Here is a 23940-nt window from a genome sequence, read left to right on the forward strand (position 1 = left end):
TTCGAGCCTATAATCTACGGAGCGGTTACGGAAGGCGCGTCGCTCGATCGGGCGGACGCTTCGGATATGGCCGGCGCTTCGGGCGGAACGAATGTCCAGATCACATCCTCCGGCTCGACGGTAGGGCGCCGTTCGCTCGAGAAGATGACAAGCTCGCCTGACGATTTCGCAACGGCGAGGCTGTCGCCGCCGTTCGCCTTCATCCGCGCGACGAAATCGTCATAGGTGAATTTCTCCGTGATGCGCGTCCGCCCGAAACTCCAGCCGGCCTGGAGGCGGTCGAGCAACTCCTCGATAGGCGTGCCCGCAAGGGTGAAAATGCGGCCGCGGCGCAGGCCCTTCAGGCGCGACTGTCCGCCGGTGCGGCTGACGCGGTCGGCACCGATCTCGGGCGCAAGCTCGCTGCAGACGAGGGCGTTGTAGCTGTCGCTGCCGGTCGCCGCGATCAGTTGGCGATACTGGCCGAGTTCGATCTCATCCTCATGCGCCTCGTCCAGAATATTGCCGTGATAAACCGGAATATCGGCGCGGCGTGCGCGGCGGAGCGCAAGCTTGTCTTCGTCGGCGATCAGCACGTTGCGCTCTTGCCGCTTCACGAACTCGGCAAAGGCGATCGTCCAGCTGTTGGCACCGACGAGCAGGACGCCGTTGCCCTTGCCGCGATCGAGATCGAGCAGCCGCGCCACGGTTCCCGCCGTAAAGCCGTGCGCGAAGATCGTCACGATGACCACGCCAAAGCCCAGCGGCACGAGCGCCTCGGCACCCGGAACGCCATAGTCGGTGAGGCGAAGCGCGAAGAGCCCCGTCACGGCGACCGCGACGATGCCGCGCGGCGCGATCCAGGCGACGAACAGGCGCTCGCGCAGCGGGATGCGCGTGAAGAGCAGCGCCGTCATGATCGTGAGCGGGCGCACGACGAAGAGGAGGAGCAGAAGGAACAGGACAAAGCGCAGTTCGAAATTCCGGACGACCTGCCAGTCGAGCGTCGCGGACAGGATGATGAAGACGCCCGACACGAGCAGGATCGTCAGATCTTCCTTAAACCGCCGGAGCGTGTGGCTCGAATAGGTTTCGCGATTGGCCATCACGACTCCCATCGCCGTGACGGTGATGAGCCCCGTCTCGTGCATCACCAGATCCGACAGGACGAACACCCCGATCACCGATGTCAGCAGGATCGGCGCCTTCAGATATTCCGGAATCCAGCCGCGGAGATAGGCCGTGGTAAGGGCAAAGCCGGCCGCGGTGCCTAGAAGGATGGCGAGCAGGCTTGCCGCCGCGACGTCGATGACCACCGTGCTTGCCGCCGCGCTTCCGCCGTGGGTGATATAGCTGTAGACACCGACGGCGATCAGCGCGCCGATCGGATCGTTTACGATCGCCTCCCATTTGAGCATATGCTTGACGCGCGGCGGAATGTTGAGCGAGCGGAGCAGCGGGGCGATGACGGTCGGCCCCGTGACCACCATCACCCCGCCGAAGAGCGCCGCGAGTTCGAGCGGCAGGCCCGCGCCGTAATAGGCCGCGGCGGTGCCGAGCGCCCAGCCGAGCGGCACGCCGATGAACACGAGCATCAGCACCGCGGTGCCGGCCTGTCGCAGCTCGCGGAACTTGAGGCTGAGTCCGCCCTCGAAGAGGATCACCGCCACGGCGAGCTTGATGATGGGCTCGCGCAGCGCGCCAAAGTCCCGCTCGGGATTTATGAAGCCAAGAATCGGTCCGGCGACGATCCCCGCGATCAGCATCAGGGCGATCGCAGGGCGCCCCGTTCGCCAGGCAATCCACTGGGCGCCGAGGCCGATGATGCCGATGAGCGCGATTTTGACGAGCAGCGAGTCGATTGCAAACATATGGGCAAGCTATGCGGGAAGGGCGCTATGGTTCCCGCCTGGATGCGCCATCGGGTATCGCATCTTTTCGCCGATGCTTCGGCCGGGGCCCCGGCGGAGTCGTGCCGCGGAGCATGTAACGACTGCAGCTGGATGCTCCGATGCCATATCCGGTTTCCTGTTTCGACGGATCGATTACGGTCCATTGTAATTCTGGCCGTGATTTGTCGAGGCTGAATATAGACGAAGGCGTTGTCGCCCGAGGCTTCCCAACCATAAGCATTAAACAGGTTCGCGGTCTGGATATGATGGCGTTCTCGCGGACGCAGGGCTCGGCATCGCGCTCATAGGCCAGCCCCTCGCGGTCGACTGGCTGATCGACGGCCGCCTGACGACGCGGTTCCCTTTCGGGTCAGTTGCCTAGATCATCCGAAAAACCGGCTTCGAGGCGCGGCCACTGCGCAATCGGCCGGCCGTCGCTGCGGAAGGGGTGCACCGTCTCATTCTCTCCCCAGCCTTGCGGCCAGCCGGGTGGCGATACTTCCTGTTCTTCCTGCCGCCCATAGACGGTGAGGTCGAGCAACCTATAGCAATTGTCCATCGCCTCGACCCCGCGGCGCGTCGTCCAATAGGTCTCGAAGACATCGGAGCCGCGGCGCAGATAGCAGATGAGGTACATGCTGCCCGCCTCGCGGCCGGCCAGCAGGGTGTCGAGCCCCTCCGTCACCGAATACCATGGCAGGTTCCATCCCATGAAATCGCGATACCGGCTGCTCTCTTCATATGGGCCCTGGCAGAATGTCGCATAGGTCGCGTCGCGCGAATGGATGTAGCTGAGCTCGCGCACCTGCGAGGTGAACCAGCTGCATCCTTGGCATTGCCTTTCCGCGGGCCGGCCGGTGAACCACATATAATAATAGGCGATCAGCATTCGCCGGCCCTCGAACGCGTCGAGCAATGTCGTGGGGCCGTCCTTGCCGATCAGCCGCGCGGCGCCGTCGACCGCCACCATCGGCAGCCGGCGCCGTGCCGCGGCGATTTCGTCGCCGGCGCGCGTATGCGCCTTTTCGCGTGCGCGCAGTTCGTCCAGTTGCGCCTGAAATGCCGCCCGATCCGCGATCTCGGGCGTGGTGGCTTCTCCTTCGGCTATGTGCATCTTTCTCTCCATACCTTATGAGGCCCGCCGACCGGCACGCATCACGCCGCTGGGAAGGCATGCGAGGGCGGTGTCGCCAGCGTCACAAGGTTGCCGTCGGTATCGCGCACTTGCGCGAGGGTCGAATAGTCGCCCGCAATGTCTTCGCCGAGCGCGATCCCGGCGCCTTCGAGCCGGCGGCGCTCCGCCGCAAGGTCCGCGACATAGAGGAAGATCGAACCCCGGCTGGCAATCTCGTCGCTGGTCGAGACCATGAGCCCGCCTTCGTCGAACAATTCCCAGTGCAGCAAAGTGGGCATGGGCCGATGATCGGGCCCGCGACCGAGGAGGCCCGTATACCAGTGCTCGGCCATCGCGAGATCCGCGACGAGCAACGAGGGATAGGCTTTCTCCACTTTCATTTTGGGCATCTCCGGCTTTCCTCGCCTGCGATCGCGGCGTGGCCTTCCTTCCATATACCTCAGGAGGGGGCCTTGGTTCCGTGCATGGGTCGCGCAGGACATGTGTACGGCAGCGCGCCGCAGCAGGGAAAGGAGATCCATTGTCTCGCACGCCGAAAACCCTCGTGTCGCCGCTTCATATACGTCGAGCGACACGTTTTTCAGCGCGCGTTGGAGATCGCGTCCGGCTTGCGTCAGATAAACCAGCGTTTCGCGCCGATTATCCAGCGCTCGGTTATCCGGGCTGGTTGTACATTTCGGTCGGCCCGGGATATTCGCGACCGTCGTCGAGACCCTTGCCGATTTCGCGTTCCGACAGCGCGTTGACCATCGCGTTGAGCCGCATCACCGTCTTCCGGTGTTTGGGGTCGTTCGCCAGATTGACCAGTTCACCCGGATCGGCGTGGGTGTCATAAAGCTCGAGGTCGTTGCGCGCATTGAGCGTCTTCCAGTCGCGCGGCATATGGTGATACGCTGGCGCGAAATAGCGCGCGAACTTCCAGCGTCCGTCGTGGACGCCGCGGTGCAGCCGCCGCTTCGACAGGTCGTAGATCGCGCTATAGTCGGGAATCTTCTCGCCCGGCGGGCGAGGGCCGACGACCCTGTTCGATGCCGGTTCCCACATATGCGCGACGGCATAGTTGAAAAAATGCCCGCGCCGGTCGCGTTCGGTCGGCGCGGTCGGCGACGACAGCAGCGCCGATACATCGACCCCCGGCAGGTCGGGAAAGCGATTGCGCCCTTCGTCGGCCGACAGCCCGGCGAGCGACATCAAGGTCGGTGCGATGTCGATCGCCCCCATCAGGCCCTTGGTCGCCTGTCCGCCCTTCACGTAGGGATGGGCGATGATCATCGGGATATTGGTTTCCTCGCGGTACATCGTGCCCGCTTTCTGCCGCATCCCGTGCGCGCCGGCGCGTTCGCCATGGTCGCTGGTATAGATGATGATCGTATTGTCGATCTGGCCGCTTTCCTTGAGCGCCCAGAGCAATTGCCCGAGCCGCCGGTCGACGTCGCGCAGGCAGTTGTAATAATAATTGTTGAAGCGGTGCCACGACGCTTCGTCGTCATGCGGCATCGGGCCGTAGAAGAGGTCGTTGAGGCGCACGATCGCGCGATGCGCTTCGGGCTTGGTGGAAAGATCGTCCTTGTAGAAGCTTTCGGGGAGGTCGAACTTGTTGTCGACCTCATAGATCGGGTCGCCGGGCTCGCGGCGCAGCGGCGCGAGAATGTCGGGATGGACGCGGTGCTTCGCCTGCTCGCCCGTCGCGTCATAGAACATGATGTCGTGCGGGTTGATCAGCCCGACCACCATGAACCACGGCTTTCCCTCCGCCTTGTCGCGGCGCACGAAATCGAAGATGCTGCGCGCGGCGTCGCCCGCGACATACATGTCAGCGCGATAGCCGTCCCAGGTCAGGCCGAGTTCCTCACCGTCGAAGCCATAGTCGTGGAAGCCGTATTTCTCCATCGCGCGTTCGGTGCTGGGATAGATGCCGCCGGGCACGCGGTTCCAGTCGCGTTCGAAATTCATCCGGCTGAGGTGCCACTTGCCCTTATAGCTCGTGTAATAGCCTGCGGCCTGCATCATGTGGCCGAGCGTCGGCATATCCTCGGCCGCGACCGGATTGGGCGCGTTGTCGCTGTTTAGGAACAGCCCGGTCTGCTGGGTGTGGTGTCCCTGGAAGATCGTCGAGCGGGACGGGGTGCAGGGCGTCGTGTGGACGTGGTAATTTTCGACGAGCATCCCGCGTTCCATCAATTCGCGGTGCGCCGGCAGCTTTTCGAGCAGGCCCTTTGGATAGCTGGCGATGCCCTGTTCCTGATCGGTGACGATCATCAGTACGTTCAGCTTCTTGCCGTTCTTCGCATAGGTCGGCAGCGCCAATCCGGCGGCGGCGAGCGCGCCCATACCGCCGACGAATGTCCGCCGATTCACGTCCCAACCCATTTTGCTCTCCCAATCAAATATTTGCCGGTAAAAGCCCGCGGCGCGGGTTGCGTCAGAATTTGAAGGCGACGTCGACCCCGAACTCGCGCGGCGGCTGGTAGAATTGCTGGATCGGCGTCGCGCCCGCCGAGATCGCGCCCGAGATCACTTCCTGATCCGTCAGGTTCGATCCGTATAGCGTGACCTTCCACTTGTCGTCCTCGCCTGCGACCGCAATGCTGGCGTTCAGCAACACGACTTCCTTGCGATAGTAGCCGGGGTCGTTGTCGCGGCCCCAGGTGTTGAAGCGGGCCGAGTAGCGCGCGTCGCTGTGGAGCTTGATCTCGCCGAACGACACCGGGATCACGTAATCGGCCGAGAGGCTGCCGCTCCACTTCGGCGCATTGGCGAGGTCGAGCCCTGTCGAATCGGTCGGCACCGCGAAGGTGCCGTTCGGAACCCCGTTGAGCAGGACCGGCACCGCGGGGCCGCACTGGCCGGGCTCGGGCGAACCGTTGGTGAAAACGCCGTCGGTGTCGGCGCAGAAGTCGGTGTAGCGCGCGTGGAGATAGGCGATATTCGCGCCCAGCGTGAAATTGTCCGACGGGCGCAGCAGCGTTTCGACCTCGAAGCCATAAATCTTCGCGGCGGCGACGTTGGTGGTGATATTCTCCGGCCGCACCGAGCCCATCTTGGTCACCGAGCTTTGCAGGTCGCGGTAATTGTTGACGAAACCCGCGACGTTGAAGCGGAGCAGGCGGTCGAACAGATCGGTCTTCGCGCCGATTTCGAACGCGTTGACGCGCTCGGGATCGTACGGCCCGACATTTTCGGGGATCGTCCCGCGCGAGTTGTAGCCGCCGGCCTTATAGCCTTGCGAATAATTGGCGTAGATCATCGCCGAAGGGCCGATCTCATATTCGACCGTCAGGCGCGGGGTGAATTCGGCCCAGCTCGCCTCGAGGCTGCTCTGGAACGACGATCGCTGGACGCCGCCCACCAGTACCTGTGAGGCGATATCGTACTGCTTGCGGTCGTGGCTGTAGCGACCGCCGATCGACAGCGTCAGGCTGTCGGTGGGGTGCGCGTTGACCAGCGCGAAGAGCGCATAGCTTTCGGTATCCTGACGAAGCTGCGCGAGCGTCGTCGTCGTCGGGTTCGCGAGCACCGTGTTGAACTGGCGCCACTTGTCGGTCTGATAATAGGCGCCGACGACGAAATCGACCGGCTCGCCAAAGGGGGAGACGTAGCGCAGCTCGCCGCTCTTCGATTCGCCCGAAAAATCGCGGGTGACATCGAGCTGCGGCACGGGTGTTATCAATCCGTCGAAATCGCCGCGCGTCACATAATCGAGGTGGCGATAGCCGAGCACCGAGGTGATCGTGCCATATCCGACGTCGAGGTTCGCGGTCCACGACCCGCCATAACTCTCGGTCCGGGCATAGGGATCGAAGGGAACCGCGGCCTTGCGCACGTCGGTTTTCGCTTCGTCGGGCAGCAGGTCCCAATTGGGATCGCCATTGTCGAGGACGTGCGGCGCGGGGCCGGTCGTCTTCTGCTTCAGCCAGTCGGCGACGAGGGTCGACGTGAAGGCGCCGCCCCGGTCGAAATCGAGCGCGCCGCGCACCGACTTGACGTTGGCGCCATTGAGCCGGTTTCCGGTGATCACGTTGCGGCTGTAGCCGTCATAGTCGCGGAAATTGACCGCGATCTTGGCGGCAAGCGCATCACCCGCAAAGCGGCCGCTGTTGATCTTGCCGCGGACCTGCCGAAGCCCGAACGAGCCCGCGGTCAGCCGGACCTCGCCGCCGAAATCGTCGGTCGGGCGCGCGGTGATGACGTTGATCGTCCCGGCGAGGTTGTTCTTGCCGAACAGCACGCCCTGGGGTCCTTTCAAGACCTCGATGCGTTCGACGTCGAACAGGTCGAGCATCGTGCTCGACACGAAGGGGATATAGACGCCGTCGATGATTGTGCTGACCTTCGGGTCGGCATTGGGGTCGGGGTCGGCGGTGCTCATGCCGCGAATCGAGATCATCGGCACGTTGGCGACGAGGCCCTGCGTCTGGAGCACCACATTGGGCGCGAGGCCGTTGAGGCTGGTGATGTTGGTGGTGCCGCTCGCCTCGACCATCTCGGTGTTGAACGCCGAAATGGCGATCGGAACGTCCTGCACGCTTTCGGAGCGGCGCTGCGCGGTGACGAGAATTTCGCCATAGCTGTTGTCGGTTCCCGACCCGCCGTCGTCGCTGGCGGCATCTGCGCTCGCAGTATCGGCGGTTGGTGCGGTCTGCGCCTGCGCGGGCGCCGCGGACAGTGCGATCGCGGCCGACGACAGCAAAAGAACACTCGTCTTCATCAAATATCCCTCCACAATGCGGCCGATCTGCTCCGCTTCCCGCACGCGCCATCGCGTCGGAAATGCAGCTTGCGCATCCGGCCTTTTTGGCGGGACGGGGTGTGTCTGGCGAATGCCTGTTCGACCGTCGGTGCGGGATATCTTCGATCCTCGGTGCGTACCGTCGGCTTGTATCCTCCGTTCCCGAGCTTGGGATTAGCACCGGAAAAAAATACTTCAAGTGCTAAGTATATTTTGATGCGGCGGCGCAGCCGATCAGTCAAAGGACAATCCGGCTTTCCCTTTTGAGCGTCTCGAAGCGGTCATTCCACAACCGGGCTGCGGTTGCCGGTGCGTATGTGCGGGGAGGGCGGAGGCCGGGAGGAACGCAACGACCAGGTTTCAAGAATCGATTGGCGCCCGTAGCCGGGGCGCCGGTCCGGACGCACGCCTATCCTAACCGTCCCGGAGGGCCGACGGTTTCTCCAGGCGCTCACCGGATGGTCGGAATGGATCGAAATAAGAAAATGGAGGAGAGTGAGGGATTCGAACCCTCGGTACCGTTGCCGGCACTTCGCATTTCGAGTGCGACGCTTTCGACCACTCAGCCAACTCTCCTCGCTGAGAGGAGACGCCCCTAGCGGCGGTCCGGACGTCTTGCAACCCTCTCGTCACAAAATTGCGGCCCGCCGCCGATTTTGGCGCGGCTCAGGGCTTGTCGGCCTCCCACCAATAGGGCTGGCGCTTGCGGTCGCCCGTCTCGACCTCGTTCATCGTCAGCGGGTCGTAGAGCCGCCCGCCGAGCATGACACGGTGGATCTTCTCGGTATTGCGGATGTCCTGCGTCGGATCGGCGTCGAGAATCACCAGATCGGCGAGCTTGCCCGCCTCGATCGAGCCGACATCCTTGCCATAACCCAATGACGTCGCCGGCATGATCGTCGCGGCGCGCAGCGCGTCGATATTGCTCCAGCCGCCACGCACGAAGGACCAGATTTCCCAATGCGCGCCGAGCCCCGACTGCTGACCGTGCGCGCCGATCGACACCATGCGGCCCGCCGCGGCGATCTTGCCCGCCTCGCGCGCCGAATCGTCGTCGACATAGTCGCTTTCGGGGGCGATCACGCGGCGCTTGTTGTTCGCGGCGAGTTCGGCCGGCGGCGCGTGGCGCGACAGAATCGGATGCTCCCAGACGTTCGTGTGCGCGCGCCAATAGGGGTCGCCGGCGGGGCCGCCATAGGTGACGACCAGCGTCGGGGTGTAATCGACCTTGGTCTGTCCCCACAGCTGGACGAGATCCTTGTAGAAGATGTCGAGCGGGATGTTGTGCTCGACGGTCGAATTGCCGTCCTGGATCAGCGTCACGTCCTGCGTGAACAGCGAGCCGCCCTCGGGCACGACGGTCATGCCTTCCATCTGCGCGGCCTTCACGACCATCTGCCGCTGGTCGCGACGCGGCTGGTTGTAATTCTTGACGCTGTGCGCGCCCTGCGCCTTCAACCGGCGGACGTGCGCGAGCGCGTCGTCATAGCCGTTGATCTCCGCATAGACGCCCGCCGCCTTCGCGCCATAGATGACCTCACCGGTCGAAAAGATGCGCGGCGCGAGGATCAAGCCGGCGCGCTGCATTTCGGACGACACGAAAATCTCCGACGCACGCGACGAGGGATTGTGGCTCGTCGTGGTGCCCATCGCGAGATTGACGATCTCCGACCAGTTCTGCTGCGGCACCAGTTCGTCGTCGCCGTGCGATCCGTGCGCGTGCGCATCGACGAAGCCGGGGACGATCGTCTTGCCCGCCGCATCGACCGTTACCGCTCCCGCAGGAGCGGTGATCGCGCCCGCCGGGCCGACCGCGGTGATGCGGTCGCCTTCGATGACAATCGCGCCATTTTCGATCACGCCGCCGTCCTTGTCGGCCATCGTCACGATTTTCGCGCCGGTGATTACCACCACGCCCGCATGCTTCGAGACCTCGCGCGTCATCGAAAGCGAGACACCTTCGGTCGGCGGGGTGAACTTGGGCGCCTTTTCGTCCACCGGGGCGCTTGCGAAAAGGCTCGCGAGGTCGGCGCTGAACAAAGTCGCGCCGCGGCTCCAATGGAGACGGCGGCCGCCGTCCGACCAGTGCATATATTCGGCGCCGCTGCCCGAAACGCGGGTTACGGGGAGCGCCGCGCTCTTGGTGCCGAGCGACACATCCTGTCCGCCGGGCATCAACGGAGTGACATAAGCGTCGTAATTCTGCCGGAAGGCGAGCGTGCGCCCGTCGGGCGAAATCTCGTAATCGCTGACAAGCTCGCCATTGGCATGAACGCGCTTGTCCTCACCATGAAGGTCGGTGCTGACGAGCTGGCTCTTGCCGTCGCCCGCGGTGACCATGAACACCCGGTCGCTCGTCGCGCCGAATTGCGGCTTGGCGCCATCGCTGCTGATCCGTTCGGCTGTCCCGCCCGCGGCGGCGATGCGATAGACGCCCGGGTCTTCACCCCAGCGTTCGGAGGTGAGGCCCCCGCCGCCACGCCGCTCGAACACGATCGTCTTGCCATCGGGCGAAAAGCGCGGTTCGGCATAGTGGCCGGGGTTCGTCGTCACCTTGCGCGACGCGCCGCCGCTCGCGCCGGTAACGTGGATTTCACCCAGTCCTGCGTCGGTCCAGCGTATGAAGACGATCGACTTGCCGTCGCGCGACCAGCTCGGCCAAAGCTCCATCGCAGCGTCTTTGGCGTTCGTCAGCCGCCGCGCGGTGCCGCCGGCGGCGGGCTTGACCCAGAGCCTGCCGAGCGTTTCGAACACGACGCTCCGCCCGTCGGGCGACACTTCGGCCCAGCGCGGCATTTTCGTCGCAAAGCTGTCGGGGGCGACCTCGACCGTGGGATGCGTCGCATCGACGATCACGCGGTCATCGTTGATCGCGAACGGGATGACTTGGGCCTCGCCGCCGTTACCGTTCACGCGGCGCAGCTTCCCACCGGCCCAAAAGACGATGTCGCGGCTGTCGGGGGTCCACGCCATGTTCGGATAGACGCCGGTGACTGCCCAGGTTTCCTGCACATCCTGATCGAGTGCGTCATAGACCTTCTTCTCTACGCCCGAGGCGAGGTCCCTGACGTACAGCTTCGATTGCGTGCCCTCGCGCCGCACGAAGGCGAGGCGCTTGCCGTCGGGCGAAGGCGTGGGGCGCACCGCGCCGCCGGGTCCCGACGCGGCGGTGCTGATCTCGCCATCCTCGAGGCTGTAGCTTTCGATGTGGAACAGGTCGGTGTTACTGTCCTGCGCATATTCGAAGATCGGCCCCGGCGTGACGTTGCGCGTATAATAGACGCTCTTGCCGTCGGGAGCGAAGATCGGTTCGCCCAGCTCCTTCTGATGCTTTTCATTTGGCTTCTTGACCAGCGGCACGCCCGCGCCGCCCGACACATGATACATCCACACCTCACCGGTGCCGAGCGAGCGACCGGTCGTGAAATGCTTCTTGGCGACGAGGAACTGGCCGTCGGGCGACCAGCTCGGCTGGTTGAGCAGGCGGAAATCCTCCTTCGAAATCTGGCGCTTGTCGCTGCCGTCGCGATTCATCAGCCAGATATTGTCGCCCCCCGCGCGGTCGGAGACAAAGGCGATGCGCTGGCCGTCGGGCGAAAAGCGCGGCTGGTGTTCATAGGCGAGGCCCTCGGCAATCCGCGTCGGCGTCCCGCCCTCGATCGGCATGGTATAGATGTCGCCGAGCAGGTCGAACGCGATCGTCCGCCCGTCGGGTGCGACATCGATGTTCATCCAGCTTCCTTCGTCGACCGACAGCTGAACCTTGCGCGTCGCGAGGCCCGGCGGCGCGTTGACGTCCCACTTGTCCTCCTTCTTCGTGTCGGCATCGGGCGCGGCCTGCGCCCAGGCCGAGGTTGAACAGGCCAATGTCGCCGCAAGGGCGAGAGCGAAGCGCGCCATGAAATTATCCCCGTTTGAAATTATGTGCCGAGCATATGGCGCGCGGGCGAACATGCAAGCGGCAGCTTTCGACGAAGGCGCTGGCAGGCTCGACGGGCGGCTGCTAGCCCGGTCGAAAGACAATGACCGGAGAGGATGAGGCGTGCCGCTAAAAGGGATCAGGGTACTGGATTTCGGCCGTTATATCGCCGGCCCCTATTGCGCGGCCCTGCTTGCCGATTATGGCGCCGACGTGATCCGGATCGAGGCACCCGGCGGCAACGACGACCGCTATACGGTTCCCGTCGCCGACGATGGATCGGGCGCGATGTTTATGCAGATGAACCGCGCCAAGCGCGGCCTGACGCTGAAACCCGGCAGCGCCGAGGGGCGCGAAATCGTCCGCCGCCTCGTCGAAAGCGCCGATGTCGTGATCGCCAATCTGCCGCACGACGCGCTCGTCAAGCTCGGCCTCGATTACGACAGCCTGTCCGCGGTCAACCCGCGCATCATTCTCGCGACCGCCTCGGCGTTCGGCAGCGAAGGCCCGCTCGCAAGCCGCGTCGGCTTCGATGCGGTCGGGCAAGCGATGTCGGGAACGGTGCACCTGACCGGCACCCCCGATCAGCCCTATCGCGCACAGGTCAATTATGTCGATTTCGGCACCGCGCTCCACTGTGCGTTCGGGATCATGCTTGCGCTGCGCGAGCGCGAGACGACGGGGAAGGGACAATGCGTGTCGGGCTCGCTGCTCGGCACCGCGCTCGCAATGTCGAACGCGCTCACGATCGACCATGCGCTGAACGGCGTTGACCGCCAGCCGATCGGCAACCGCGCCTTCAGCTCGGGACCGACCGACCTGTTCAGGACGCGCGACGGCTGGATCGTCACCCAAATCGTCGGGAATGGCATCTTCGCGCGCTGGGCCGAACTCGTCGGGCGCCCCGAATTGGTCGACGATCCGCGCTACGCCAGCGACATCTTGCGCGGCGACAATGGCGAAGAACTCAGCGCGATCATGCAGCGCTGGTGCATCGAGCGCACGAGCGCCGATGCAATCGCCGAGTTTGCCGTGGCGCGCGTTCCCGCAGCACCGGTGTTGCGTGCGGGCGAGGCACTCGCGCAGCCGCAGGTGGCGGCGATGGGACTGGTCGAGCCGGTCGATTATCCGGGAGCGAACGGCGCGGTTCCCGTCATCCGGGCGCCGATCCGCCTGTCGGGCAGCGACAAGGTCGACCCGGCTCGCGCACCGCGGGTCGGCGAGCATAGCGACGCGATCCTGGCCGAGCTGGGTTATGACATCGACGCGATCGCAGCTTTGCGTGCGGCGAAGATAATTTGAGCAGGGAAGGGTGGACAAACGGCATTCGCCCATTAAATTACCGGTCAGTATAAAAATCAGCCCAGGAGCCCCCGATGACCGACAACAGCGAATATGTGCCGCCGAAAATCTGGACGTGGGACAAGGAAAGCGGCGGACGTTTCGCCAATATCAACCGCCCCGTCGCGGGGTCGACGCACGACAAGGAGCTGCCGGTCGGCAAGCATCCGCTCCAGCTTTATTCGCTCGGCACGCCCAACGGTGTGAAGGTCACCGTGATGCTCGAGGAACTGCTCGCCGCCGGACACAGCGGCGCCGAATATGACGCCTGGCTGATCAATATCGGCGAGGGCGACCAGTTCTCGAGCGGCTTCGTCGGCGCCAACCCGAACAGCAAGATCCCCGCGCTTGTCGACCGCAGCGGCGCGGAACCGATCCGCGTCTTCGAATCGGGCGCGATCCTGATCCACCTCGCGGAAAAATTCGGTGCCTTCCTGCCGACCGAACCAGCGAAGCGCGCCGAAACCTTGTCATGGCTGATGTGGCAGATGGGCAGCGCGCCCTTTCTCGGCGGCGGTTTCGGTCACTTTTACGCCTATGCGCCGACGAAGCAGGAATATCCGATCAATCGCTATGCGATGGAGGTGAAGCGCCAGCTCGACGTGCTCGACCGGCGCCTCGCGGAGCATGAATATATTGCGGGCGGCGACTATACGATTGCCGACATGGCGATCTGGCCCTGGTATGGTGCGCTCGCCAAGGGGCTCATCTATGACGCGGGCGAATTTCTGCAGGTCGACGAGTATAAGCATGTCCAGCGCTGGACCGACCAGCTTGCGACGCGCCCGGCGGTCAAGCGCGGGCGCATGGTCAATCGCGTGACCGGCGATCCGGCGAGTCAGCTTCGCGAACGCCACGACGCGTCGGACTTCGATCTGCGTACGCAGGACAAGCTGGAGGACGCCGAATAGGGCATTTTGCGCACAGCGGCGGATCGCGGCGATTAACGATCCCGCAATAGCTACAGCTATGCGGCCGATCGCTGCGACGTGACCCGCGGCGAAATCCCGTAAAATACATAAAAGCGGCGTCGGGTCTTCTCGACGCCGCTTTCATTTGCGCCCGCCATTCTGGATGCATGATCGGCTCCTGCAGAATTTCGCGCTGCGTTCGCAAGAATGGCGTCACAGGCCTTGCCCTGGCGCGCGAGGAGCGCGGCGCCGCCATCGTCGAAATGGCGCTGGTGTTGCCGCTGCTCCTCGCGTTGCTGATGGGCATTCTCGTCTACGGCCAATATTTCATGCTTGCGCATAATGTGCAGCAGGCCGCGAACGACGGTGCGCGGGCCTCGATCGTCGGGCTCGACGCCGCCGACCGCAGCGCTGTCGCGGGCCGCGCGGTGGCGCGCAGCTTGCAGGCGGTCGGCGGCACACACAGCGTCGCGGTTTCCGAAACGAGCGAGGCGATCACCGTCGCCGTCTCTTTCACCGCGCCGCAGGACAGTCTCTTGCGCTCGAGCCTCGTGCCGTCGCCCGACCATGTCATTCGTGCGCGCGCGACCTTCGAATTGCCGGTCGATTGATCATGGCAGGCCTTTCCTTCCTTCGCCGTCTCGTTCGCAGCCGCCGAGCGAGCATCAGCATCACGACCGCCTTCGGCATGGCGATGCTGATCGGCTCGGCCGCCTTCGCGGTCGATCTCGGTTCGCTTTATCTCGATCGCCGCAAACTGCAGGGGATCGCCGATGCCGCGGCGATGGCGGCGGCGGGGCGGCCCGGCGAAGAGCGCGCGGCGGCGGAACGGATCATCGCGGCCAATTGCGACTGCGGCATCGAAATCGCCGCGCTCACCCCGGGAACCTACACGGCGGATCCCTCGGTTCAGGCGGAACAACGCTTCGCCGGCGGCGGCGCATCGCCGAACGCGATACGCGTCACGCTGACGCGCGATCGCCCGCTATTCTTCGGCAGCTTCCTGACCGGGCGGCAAGACAGCGTCATCCGCGCGACCGCAACCGGCGCGCGGCGCGGCTATGCTGCCTTTTCGCTCGGATCGCGTGTCGCGGCGCTGAACGGCGGCTTGCCCAACGCGCTGCTGTCGGCGCTGACGGGTAGCGAGGTCAATCTGTCGGTCATGGATTATAACGCGCTCGCCAGCACCGACATCGACCTGCTCGCCTTTTCGGACGCGCTCCGGACCGAACTCGACGCCGATGTGTTGACCTTTGGCCAGACGCTGAACACGCAGGCGACGCTGCCGCAGGTGGTGTCGGCGCTGGCGAGCGCGTCGGACGGGCAGGCGGCGAGGGCGCTCGAACATATCGCCGACAGCGCGTTGCCGCATGCGCTCCTGCCGTCGCGTGCGATCGACTTGGGGCCGCGATCGTCGAGCATCCGCATCGACGCCGCCAATCCGGTCAAGGTCAATGCGCTCAGCCTGCTGCGCACCATGCTGCTCCTCGGCAATGCAAACCGCCAGGTCGACCTGTCGCTCGCGGGCAATCTTCTCGGCGGTTCGGGCATCAATATCGCGCTGCTCGTCGGCGAACCGCCCGCCGACTCGCCGCTCATCGCGGTGACCGACACCAATGACGTCATCGTCCGCACCGCGCAGGTCCGGCTGAAGGTCGATACGCGGGTGGCGACGCCGCTCGCCAGCGTCCATGTGCCGCTGCTTGCCGAACTCGGGTCGGCGTCGGCGCGGATCACCGACATCGACTGCGCCCCGAACAGCAACGCCGCGGTCTCGCTCGGCGTCGTCACCTCGCCGGCGATCGTGGCGATCGGCACGGTTCCCGACAGCGATTTCCAGGACATGCAACGGCCGCTTGAGCCCCAGCCCGCCCGCGTGGTGAAGCTGCCGCTCGTCAGCATCGACGCACAGGCCGAACTGATCCTGTCCGACCTCAATGAAAAGCAGGTGGCCTTTTCGCGCAGCGAAATCGACGACGGACAGGTCAAGACCGTGTCGAGCGGCGGGCTGGTCGCGGGTGCGGCGGAATCGCTTTCGGACCGGATGGAACTCGACGTCAACGTCCTCGGCCTAGGCCTGAACCTGAAAGCGTTGACGGCGGTAGTGGGCGAAACCGTCGCGCTCGCGGCGCCAGTGCTCGATACCGTCCTCGCCGATCTCACGGGCTTGCTCGGCCTGCAGGTCGGGCAGGCCGATACGCGGGTCAACGCGCTGCGCTGTGGCAAGGCGCGGCTGGTCTGATCGCCAGCACAATGGCGCCATTGGGGACCTATCGGCGCGCCAGATCACCTCTTGCGCGCCCTATAATGGTCGAAAGAATTTTGGGGGTGAGCGTGGCGACCGCACAAGAACCACAGCGCGTATCGGCGGCGGACTTCATCCGCGGCTTTGCCAATTGGCGATTGCAGTCGGCGCGCAAGCCCGTCGTCGTGACGCATCATGGCAAGGACGCGCATGTGCTGATCTCGCTCGACGATTATCGCCGTCTCGACGGCAAGACGGCGCGCGATGTGGCGGCCGCTTCGGATCTGCTCCAGGCCTCGCTTGCCGGACTCGTCGAATCGGTCCGTGACGCGGTGATCCTGATCGACCGGCAGCGGCGCATCGTCGCGGTCAATCCGGCGGCGTCCGATATGCTCGAAATGTCGGCGGCGAGCCTGATCGGCGCGGAATTGACCTCCGTGCTGCCGTCGCTCGGCGACAGTCTCATCCTTCATCACATTGTGCGCCTGCTCGACCATAGGGAGCGGTTTTCGGGCGATTTGCCCGGGCTGCTGCGACCGCGCCAATGGCTGCACGTCGATCTGGTTCCGGCGCCGGTAGGCGGCGCGATCATGCTGCGCGACGTCAGCGAATCGATGGACGAATTCGCGGCGGGCGGCATGCGCGCCGCGATGCTGGATGCCGTAGAGGCCGATGGGGGCATCGGTCACGCCTGCATTTCGGTTCGCGAGGCGGTGGAATCGGCCAACGCAACGCTCACCGAACTGGTCGGCGTCGATCCCGCTGCGATCCGCCGCGTGCGTTTTTCCGCGCTCCTGCCCGTGGGGCAACGCGCCGCCTTCGTCGAGGCGCTCGAATCGGTTTTCCGCTTGCGCGACCCGGCGCGTCTCGCATCGCAGATGGTGACGCGCGACGGGGGCATTGTCGCCGTCAACCTGACGATCGCCGAAATGCGCGGCCCCTATGCAAGCGACGGCGCGGTCATACTCGTCACGCGCCGCGCGGATTAGCTGCCGCCTTCAACCATAACCGTGCGGCTGGACAAGCCCTGACATTGCGCGCAATCATTGCCTACGAAACGTTGCAAGTCGCAACTTGCCGTTTACGTAAAGGTGAGCGCCCATTATAAGGGCGCCGGTGCCCAATGGGAGATTCGTGATGGACATGGAATTCAGCCCCGAGGATTTGGCCTTCCAGCAGGAAGTTCGCCAATTCATCGCCGAAAATTACCCCGCGGAACTCCGCGGCAAGCAGGACGAGGGCGAAGAATTGTCCAAGGAGGATTTCCTCGCCTGGCACAAGATCCTGTACAAGAAGGGCTGGATCGCGCCCGCCTGGCCCGTGGAATATGGCGGCACTGGCTGGACGCCGACGCAGCGTTTCATCTGGTCCGAAGAGACCGCGCGCGCCGACTGTATCCGCCTGATGCCCTTCGGCCTCGCGATGGTCGGCCCGGTGATCTACACCTTCGGCACGCCCGAGCAGAAGGCGCATTTCCTGCCGCGCATCCTGTCGGGTGAGGATTGGTGGTGCCAGGGCTATTCGGAACCCGGCTCCGGCAGCGACCTTGCCTCGCTTCGCACCACGGCCGTCCGCGACGGCGACGACTATATCGTCAACGGTCAAAAGACCTGGACGACGCTGGCGCAACACGCCGACTGGGGCTTTTTCCTCGTCCGCACCGACAAGGACGCCAAGCAACAGGAAGGCATCAGCTTCCTTTTGATCGATATGAAATCGCCCGGCATCACCGTGCGCCCGATCATCACCTTGGGCGGCGAGCATGAGGTCAATGAGGTATGGCTCGAGGACGTCCGCGTGCCCGTCTCGCAGCGAGTCTATGAAGAGAATAAGGGCTGGACCTGCGCCAAGTTCCTGCTCGCGCACGAACGCACCGGCATCGCCGGCGTCGCGGCGTCGAAGCGCGGTATCGAGAAGGTGAAGGCAATTGCGCGCACCGAACTCGACGGTGACAAGCCGCTGCTTCAGAATCCCTTTTTCAAGCGCAAGGTCGCCGAGCTCGAGGTCGACCTGACCGCGCTCGAATTCACCGAGCTCCGCAGTCTCGCCGGCGCGAACGCGGGCAAGGGGCCGGGGCCGGAATCGAGCCTGCTCAAGATCAAGGGCTCAGAAATCCAGCAGCGCCTCACCGAACTGACGCTCGAAGCCGTCGGCCATTATGGCGCGCCTTATTTCCGCGGGTTCGGAGAGGGCGACAATGAGCATCCGATCGGGCCCGATTATGCGCACAGAGCCGCGCCGACCTATTTCAACATGCGCAAGACGACCATCTATGGCGGATCGAACGAGATCCAGCGCAATATCATCGCGAAGATGGTTTTGGGATTGTGACGCGCGTCGCCCCCGCGAAGGCGGGCGCCGCTGGAGGCCTGGTCTCCCGGTCATTGTAGAACTAAAGCGACCCCCGCCTTCGCGGGGGCGACGGGGATAAAAAATGGATTTCACCTACACCGAAACGCAGGACATGATCCGCGACACGCTCGCCCGTTTTCTGAGCGACACCTATGATTTCGAGACGCGCCACAAGTTCATCAATGGCGATACGGGGCGCGATCCCGCAATCTGGACCGCGCTCGCGCAGGAACTCGGCATGCTCGGCGCGCCCTTTGCCGAAGAGCATGGTGGCCTTGGCGGCGGCGCGCTCGAAAATGCGATCGTGATGGAGGAACTCGGCAAGGTCATCGGGGTCGAGCCCTATCTACCGACCGTCGTCATCGCGGGCGGCGCCCTGAAAGCTGTCGGCGGGGCGCAGGCCGACGCGATGATCCCGGAGATCATCGCGGGCAATGCGATCGTCGCTTTCGCCTATGCCGAGCCGCAGGGGCGTTATGACCTTGCCAATCTGCGCACCACCGCGAAGAAGGACGGCGGCGGCTATGTGCTGAACGGCCACAAGGGCGTCGTCTATGCCGCGCCCTGGGCGACGCACCTGCTCGTCACCGCGCGCACCGGCGGCGGTCAGCGCGACAAGGACGGCGTGTCGCTGTTCCTGATCGACGCCGATCTGCCGGGCATCGTCCGCCGCGACTATCCGACCGTCGACGGCAGCCGCGCTTCCGAAATCTATTTCGAGAATTTCGCGATCCCCGGCGACGCGCTGCTTGGGCCCGAAGGTGCGGGCCTGCCGCTGGTCGAACAGATCGTCGACGAAGCGACCGTCGCCGTCTGCGCCGAGGCCACCGGCGTGATGCAGAAGCTGCACGAGGGCACGCTCGAATATACGCAGCAGCGCAAGCAGTTCGGCGTGCCGATCGCGAAGTTCCAGGTGCTCCAGCACCGAATGGTCGACATGTTCATGGAGGTCGAACAGGCGCGGTCGATGACGATCATGGCGACGCTGAAACTGGGTCTGCCCGCGAACGAGCGCATGGCGGCGGTGTCGGCGGCGAAGAACAAGGTCGCGCGCGGCGCGAATTTCGTCGGGCAGAATGCGATCCAGACCCACGGCGGCATCGGCATCACGCAGGAACTGGCAATCGGCCATTATTTCAAGCGCGCGACGATGATCGAAGGCCAGTTCGGCAGCGCCGATTTTCATATGGACCGCTACGAGCAGATCACGCTGGCGGATTGACCGGGTAGCGACGGACATTCCCCCTTACCGTCACCCCGGGCTTGACCCGGGGCCTGCCTTGCCTTTTCGCTGTCGTTAGAAAAAAAGGCGGGTCCCGGGTCAAGCCCGGGATGACGAAGCTGGAGGAAGCAATGGCAGCCCGCGGAAAGGCCGCCATTCGCTAATAAGCCACGTCCACCGCGATCCGGAGCGTGCGCGGGCGCAGCGGAGTAAGAAAGCCCTCGTTCCCTTCAAGGAACGGCGTTCCGAGCGAAAAGCGGTTGCCACGCGAATCGAACAGATTGGTCAGCGTAAGCGACAGCCCGCGGCGATTGTTGCCGACCCGCATCGCGAGCCCGGTATCGACATAATCGCCCTGACTTTCGCCCAGCACCGGACCGATGCCGAGCCGCGACGGCCCGATATAATTCGCCCAGCCGTTGACGCGGAAATCCTCGTCGCCGATCATCGTCGCATAGTTGATCGACCCGCGCACCGCATGGCTCGCGACATTGGGGATGCGGCCGAGCCGCGCGGGCGCCGCGGCGAACACCGGCAGGATCTGTGGCGAAAGATCGTCGACGCGGCTATGATTATAGACCGCGCCGAGCTCGAAGGTCAGCGCATCGGTCGGCCGCATCGCGACCGCGCCCGACAGGCTGGTGATCCGGCCGTTGCCGATATTGGCGGTGGTTGGAAAGCCGCTGCTGTCGATAAAATCCGCCTGGATGTTGCGCCAGCGGCTGTGCGAGATCGAAAGGCTTGCGTCGAGCAGGCTCCGTCCCTTGTCGCCAAACCGCATCCCGGCCTCCCAGGTGCGCACCTGATCGTTGAGGAAGCGCCGCACGAAATTGCCGTCGACCGCAAGGCCGCCGGGGCGGAACCCCTCCTGATAGCGTGCGTAGAGCCGGACGTTGTCGAGTGGGGTCGCCAGCAGCGAAACCGACGGCAGCAGATCGGTTTCGTTGCGCGATGCGGTCGTCGCGCGGTTCGCTTCCGCCAAGGCAAAGGAAACACCCTCGGCCTCGCCGCCCAGCCGCGCATGCGACAGGCGGAGGCCGCCCGAAGCGATCAGGTTGGGCATGATTTCGACCGTCGCCTCGGCATAGCCGGTGACTTCGGTGATCCGGTTGGTCACGCCGGGCAACACCGTGCGAAGCGGGCCATAGGCATATTCGCGGTCCTGCCGCGCGCGATTGTCGATGAAGCTCGCGCCGACCACCCAGCCGAGCCCGTCGTGATAAGGCCGCGACAGCCGGTTCTCGCTGACGAACATGCGCGTGTCGTTATGCTGGTCGAGCACGCGCGGCACATCGGACATGGGAACAACCTCGACCGGCGCGAACAGGCGCTCTACATCGACTGCGCCCATAGCAGCGCCGGCGTCGGCGCCGGTACCTTCGCCGCGCCGCGCTTCGGGCAGGCTCGCATCGAACCGTTCGAACAGGCGATGGTCGATGAAAGCGTTCGACGACTGGAAATAAAGGTCGCCCCAATCCTTCATCACGACGACCGTGCCCATGCCGTAACGCGCGGTCGCATTCTGCTCGACCATCGAGGCGCGGGTCAGCGGCGGCGCATCCTTGTCGGCATATTGCGCGTCGTCGGAGGTGATCGCCTGATAGATGCCGCCTAAATCGACCGTCCAGCCGTCGCCGGCTTCAAGGCGTAAGGTGCCCCGTCCGCCGCGCACATGGACGCGGTTGACGTCATTCTGTCCGCGCAGCGGATTGTCGATATAGCCGCCGTCGGTGAGCATATAGCCGACCAAGCGCAGCGCATGTCCGTTGTCGCCGACGGGCAGGTTGGCGATCGCGGCGATGTCGCCGCCGGGGTCGCCATGCTGGGTCACCGACAGGCCGGCGATCGCCTGGATGCTCATCGCGCGCGGATCGGGCGCTTTCGGCACGACGTGGATGATGCCGCCGAGCGAGCCCGCGCCATAGAGCGTGCCCTGAGGCCCTTCGAGGATTTCGACATTGTCGATGTCGTAGAGGCGCAGGTCGGGGTCGGGCGCGTTGTAGCTGAGGCGGATGTCGCCGAAATATTGGCCGACGGTCGATTGCGTCGGGCCGGTGAAGCTCGAATCGGCGATGCCGCGGATGAACAGCTTGTTGCGCCCCGAACCCAGATGGGTCGAGGAAACGGTCGCGGTGCGCGAGAGGATCGAATCCATTCCGCGTTCACCGCCAAACGCCAAATCGTCGCCATCCAATCGGGTGACGACGCCCGCGAAATGCGAATGGGGAAGGTCGGTCTTCGACGCGGTGACGATGATCTCGTCTTGCGCCGCCGCGATCAGGTCGTTCGCCGGTTCGCGCGCCCGCGGCTGCGGCACCGGTCGAGGCGCAGCGGCGGCCTTCGCGACGCGGGCCGGCGCGGGCCGCCGTTCGATCCGCCAGCTCGTCGCGCTGACCCGGACCGCGCGCGCATCGGAGCCGTCGAGCAGGCGCTGGATCGCCCGCTCGACACTCATCCGCCCGCGCACGGGCTTGACGCGCGCCTGCCACAGCTTCGCGTCGGCGACGCTGATACTGACGCCCGCCTGCCGGCTGATCAGCGGGAGAGCGGATGACAGGCTGCCTTTCGGCACATTGAACGCGCGCTCGTCCGCCGCCAGCGCCTGCGCGGGCAGGCACAGCGCTATCGCTGCGACGGCGAGGGAAAGGCGCGGGTGCATGGTCAGCGGGTCAAGATCCATCCATCGCCTTGCCGCGCGGCCTTCGTCCCCGACAATGCGGCGAGGTCGGCGATCGTGCGGTCGCGGTTCTTGTCGATGATCAACGCACCGCGGAACGACAGGTCGGTCGCCTCTGGCGCGATGCGCACCTGCATCCCGGCGGTGCGTTTCAGATCCTCGGCGACGACGGCAAGCGGCGTGCCGTTGTAGACGAGCAATCCACTGCGCCAGCCGCCGACGTTCGCGACGTCGACGTTCTGCACGACCGGCGGCTTGGCGTCGCCATCGCGCGCTTCGATGCCCTTGCCCGCGACCAGCCGGACATTGTCGCGGTCGGGGTTATAGAGGACGATGCCTTCGGACACGGCAACATTGGTCTGACGGTCGCGGCGCACGACGTTGAAGGCGGTGCCGAGATCGACGATCTTGGCGCCGCCGGTCTCGACCACAAAGGGATCGTTATTGCGGTGTACGACATGGAACATCGCCTCGCCCACTTCCAGCCGGGCAAAACGCGGGCGATCCGCGTCGATTTCAATCACCGACGCGCCGTTGATCTCGATCTTCGACCCGTCGGCAAGGGTGACGGTGCGATGTTCGCCCGCAAGGGTCTCGATCCGGTCGCTGCCACCCAGCAGGCCAAGCCCCGAGATGCTGACCACCCCGACGATCGCGGCCGCCATGGCGCCACCGAACCACGCGCGCCGCGAAGGCCGGCGCGGGGCGTCGGGGATCATCACCACCGACGGGGCGGGTGAAGGCGGCAGTGCATCGAGGTCGCGATCGAGGCTCGCGAGGGCGTCGTAAATCGCGGCGTGCGCGCTGTCCTCGGCGAGCCAGTCGGCAAAGCCGTCCCAGTCGGTGAAATCGGGGTCGCGCTGGCGGATCAGCCAGTCGATTGCGCGCGCTTCGGCGTCCGCCCGTTCAACCTGCATCGAACTGCCTCCGGATTTCGGCGAGCTTCGCATAGACCTTGCGCAGATCGGCTTCGACGGTGCTCAGGCTGACCCCCATTTCGCTGGCGATTTCGCGTTGATGGACCCCGTCGACGCGAAAGCGCCGGAAAATCCGCGCCGGACGTTCGCCCGTCGCCGCGATCGCATTTTCGACGAGCGTCAGCTGTTCACGCGAAATCAGCGTGCTTTCGCTCGACGGACTTTGCGTTGCCGATGCTTCGCCCCATGCCTTGTCGCGCAGCTCGCGTTGGCGCGCGGAGCGATAGCGGTCGAGCATCAGATTGTTCGCGGCGCGCATCACATAGGGCAGGGGGTCCGAAATCGGCCCCATGCGCCGATCGGTAAGCCGCATCCACAGGTCCTGAAACAGATCCTCGGCGCCATCGCCCGCACCGCGAACCTCAAGGAAGCGCACGATACGGTCGCGGTTGGCGAGCAACACGCCTTCGATGCCCTGGGCGGCGTCGGTTCGATCATGCGTATCGGTCATGGATTGATTGCTTTGGAACGCCATCTTCCGTCGGGTAGCGCCGCTTCGCCCTGCGCCATACGTCCCCCTGATGACGCCGTCATATAGCGTCCAGGCTCCACCGCGCAACC

General features: G+C 64.7%; 16 protein-coding genes and 1 tRNA gene. 7 read left to right on the top strand and 10 right to left on the bottom strand.

Annotated features, from left to right (window positions below; all coding sequences use genetic code 11):
• Window positions 1-14: 14 nt before the first annotated feature.
• The 7 genes from E5675_RS10490 to E5675_RS10520 all read right to left on the bottom strand — a co-directional run bounded on the left by E5675_RS10490 (window position 15) and on the right by E5675_RS10520 (window position 11635).
• On the bottom strand, window positions 15-1850 hold the full coding sequence (locus E5675_RS10490) for a sodium:proton antiporter (RefSeq protein WP_136174461.1): 1836 nt from the start codon (window positions 1848-1850) through the stop codon (window positions 15-17).
• Window positions 1851-2241: 391 nt separating this feature from the next.
• Complete coding sequence (locus E5675_RS10495) at window positions 2242-2985, bottom strand: DUF899 family protein (RefSeq protein ID WP_136174462.1); 744 nt, start codon at window positions 2983-2985, stop codon at window positions 2242-2244.
• Window positions 2986-3026: 41 nt separating this feature from the next.
• Window positions 3027-3395 (bottom strand): hypothetical protein, encoded by a 369-nt coding sequence (locus tag E5675_RS10500; protein ID WP_210727644.1) that lies wholly within the window; start codon window positions 3393-3395, stop codon window positions 3027-3029.
• Between the two features lie 265 nt (window positions 3396-3660).
• The gene (locus E5675_RS10505) at window positions 3661-5376 is read right to left on the bottom strand and encodes a sulfatase-like hydrolase/transferase (RefSeq protein ID WP_136174463.1); all 1716 of its coding nucleotides are present in this window, start codon (window positions 5374-5376) and stop codon (window positions 3661-3663) included.
• Between the two features lie 52 nt (window positions 5377-5428).
• The gene (locus E5675_RS10510) at window positions 5429-7714 is read right to left on the bottom strand and encodes a TonB-dependent receptor (RefSeq protein WP_136174464.1); all 2286 of its coding nucleotides are present in this window, start codon (window positions 7712-7714) and stop codon (window positions 5429-5431) included.
• A gap of 507 nt (window positions 7715-8221) precedes the next feature.
• Window positions 8222-8311: transfer RNA gene (locus E5675_RS10515), tRNA-Ser, on the bottom strand.
• A gap of 90 nt (window positions 8312-8401) precedes the next feature.
• Entirely contained in the window at window positions 8402-11635 is a 3234-nt protein-coding gene (locus tag E5675_RS10520; protein WP_136174465.1) for an amidohydrolase family protein, read from the bottom strand.
• 142 nt (window positions 11636-11777) lie between these two features.
• Between E5675_RS10520 and E5675_RS10525 the strand changes: the two genes are divergently transcribed.
• The 7 genes from E5675_RS10525 (at window position 11778) to E5675_RS10555 (ending at window position 19725) form a co-directional block, all read left to right on the top strand.
• The gene (locus E5675_RS10525) at window positions 11778-12956 is read left to right on the top strand and encodes a CoA transferase (RefSeq protein ID WP_136174466.1); all 1179 of its coding nucleotides are present in this window, start codon (window positions 11778-11780) and stop codon (window positions 12954-12956) included.
• Window positions 12957-13030: 74 nt separating this feature from the next.
• Window positions 13031-13906 (top strand): glutathione-dependent disulfide-bond oxidoreductase, encoded by an 876-nt coding sequence (gene yghU / locus E5675_RS10530; protein WP_136174467.1) that lies wholly within the window; start codon window positions 13031-13033, stop codon window positions 13904-13906.
• A 167-nt stretch (window positions 13907-14073) separates the two neighbouring features.
• Window positions 14074-14517 (top strand): TadE/TadG family type IV pilus assembly protein, encoded by a 444-nt coding sequence (locus E5675_RS10535; RefSeq protein WP_136174468.1) that lies wholly within the window; start codon window positions 14074-14076, stop codon window positions 14515-14517.
• Between the two features lie 2 nt (window positions 14518-14519).
• Window positions 14520-16148 carry a TadG family pilus assembly protein gene (locus tag E5675_RS10540; protein ID WP_136174469.1) on the top strand — a complete coding sequence of 543 codons (1629 nt, stop codon included), beginning with the start codon at window positions 14520-14522 and terminating at the stop codon, window positions 16146-16148.
• A gap of 92 nt (window positions 16149-16240) precedes the next feature.
• Window positions 16241-17140, top strand: a complete 900-nt coding sequence (locus E5675_RS10545; protein WP_136174470.1) for a PAS domain-containing protein — start codon at window positions 16241-16243, stop codon at window positions 17138-17140.
• Window positions 17141-17288: 148 nt separating this feature from the next.
• Window positions 17289-18482: an acyl-CoA dehydrogenase family protein gene (locus E5675_RS10550; protein ID WP_136174471.1), complete on the top strand. Its 1194-nt coding sequence runs from the start codon at window positions 17289-17291 to the stop codon at window positions 18480-18482.
• Window positions 18483-18585: 103 nt separating this feature from the next.
• Window positions 18586-19725 carry an acyl-CoA dehydrogenase family protein gene (locus E5675_RS10555; RefSeq protein WP_136174472.1) on the top strand — a complete coding sequence of 380 codons (1140 nt, stop codon included), beginning with the start codon at window positions 18586-18588 and terminating at the stop codon, window positions 19723-19725.
• A 160-nt stretch (window positions 19726-19885) separates the two neighbouring features.
• Here E5675_RS10555 and E5675_RS10560 read toward each other — a convergent pair whose 3' ends face one another.
• From E5675_RS10560 to E5675_RS10570, 3 genes are read right to left on the bottom strand one after another with little or no spacing between them, the layout of a single operon-like run.
• Entirely contained in the window at window positions 19886-22405 is a 2520-nt protein-coding gene (locus tag E5675_RS10560; protein WP_247594569.1) for a TonB-dependent receptor, read from the bottom strand.
• The gene (locus E5675_RS10565; protein ID WP_136174473.1) at window positions 22387-23319 is read right to left on the bottom strand and encodes a FecR domain-containing protein; all 933 of its coding nucleotides are present in this window, start codon (window positions 23317-23319) and stop codon (window positions 22387-22389) included. The genes E5675_RS10560 and E5675_RS10565 overlap by 19 nt, the downstream gene beginning before the upstream one ends.
• Window positions 23309-23830: a sigma-70 family RNA polymerase sigma factor gene (locus tag E5675_RS10570; RefSeq protein WP_136174474.1), complete on the bottom strand. Its 522-nt coding sequence runs from the start codon at window positions 23828-23830 to the stop codon at window positions 23309-23311. Before E5675_RS10570 ends, E5675_RS10565 begins: the two co-directional genes overlap by 11 nt.
• Window positions 23831-23940: the final 110 nt, after the last annotated feature.

Origin of the sequence: Sphingopyxis sp. PAMC25046 (genome assembly GCF_004795895.1) — a bacterium.
GTDB lineage: Bacteria > Pseudomonadota > Alphaproteobacteria > Sphingomonadales > Sphingomonadaceae > Sphingopyxis.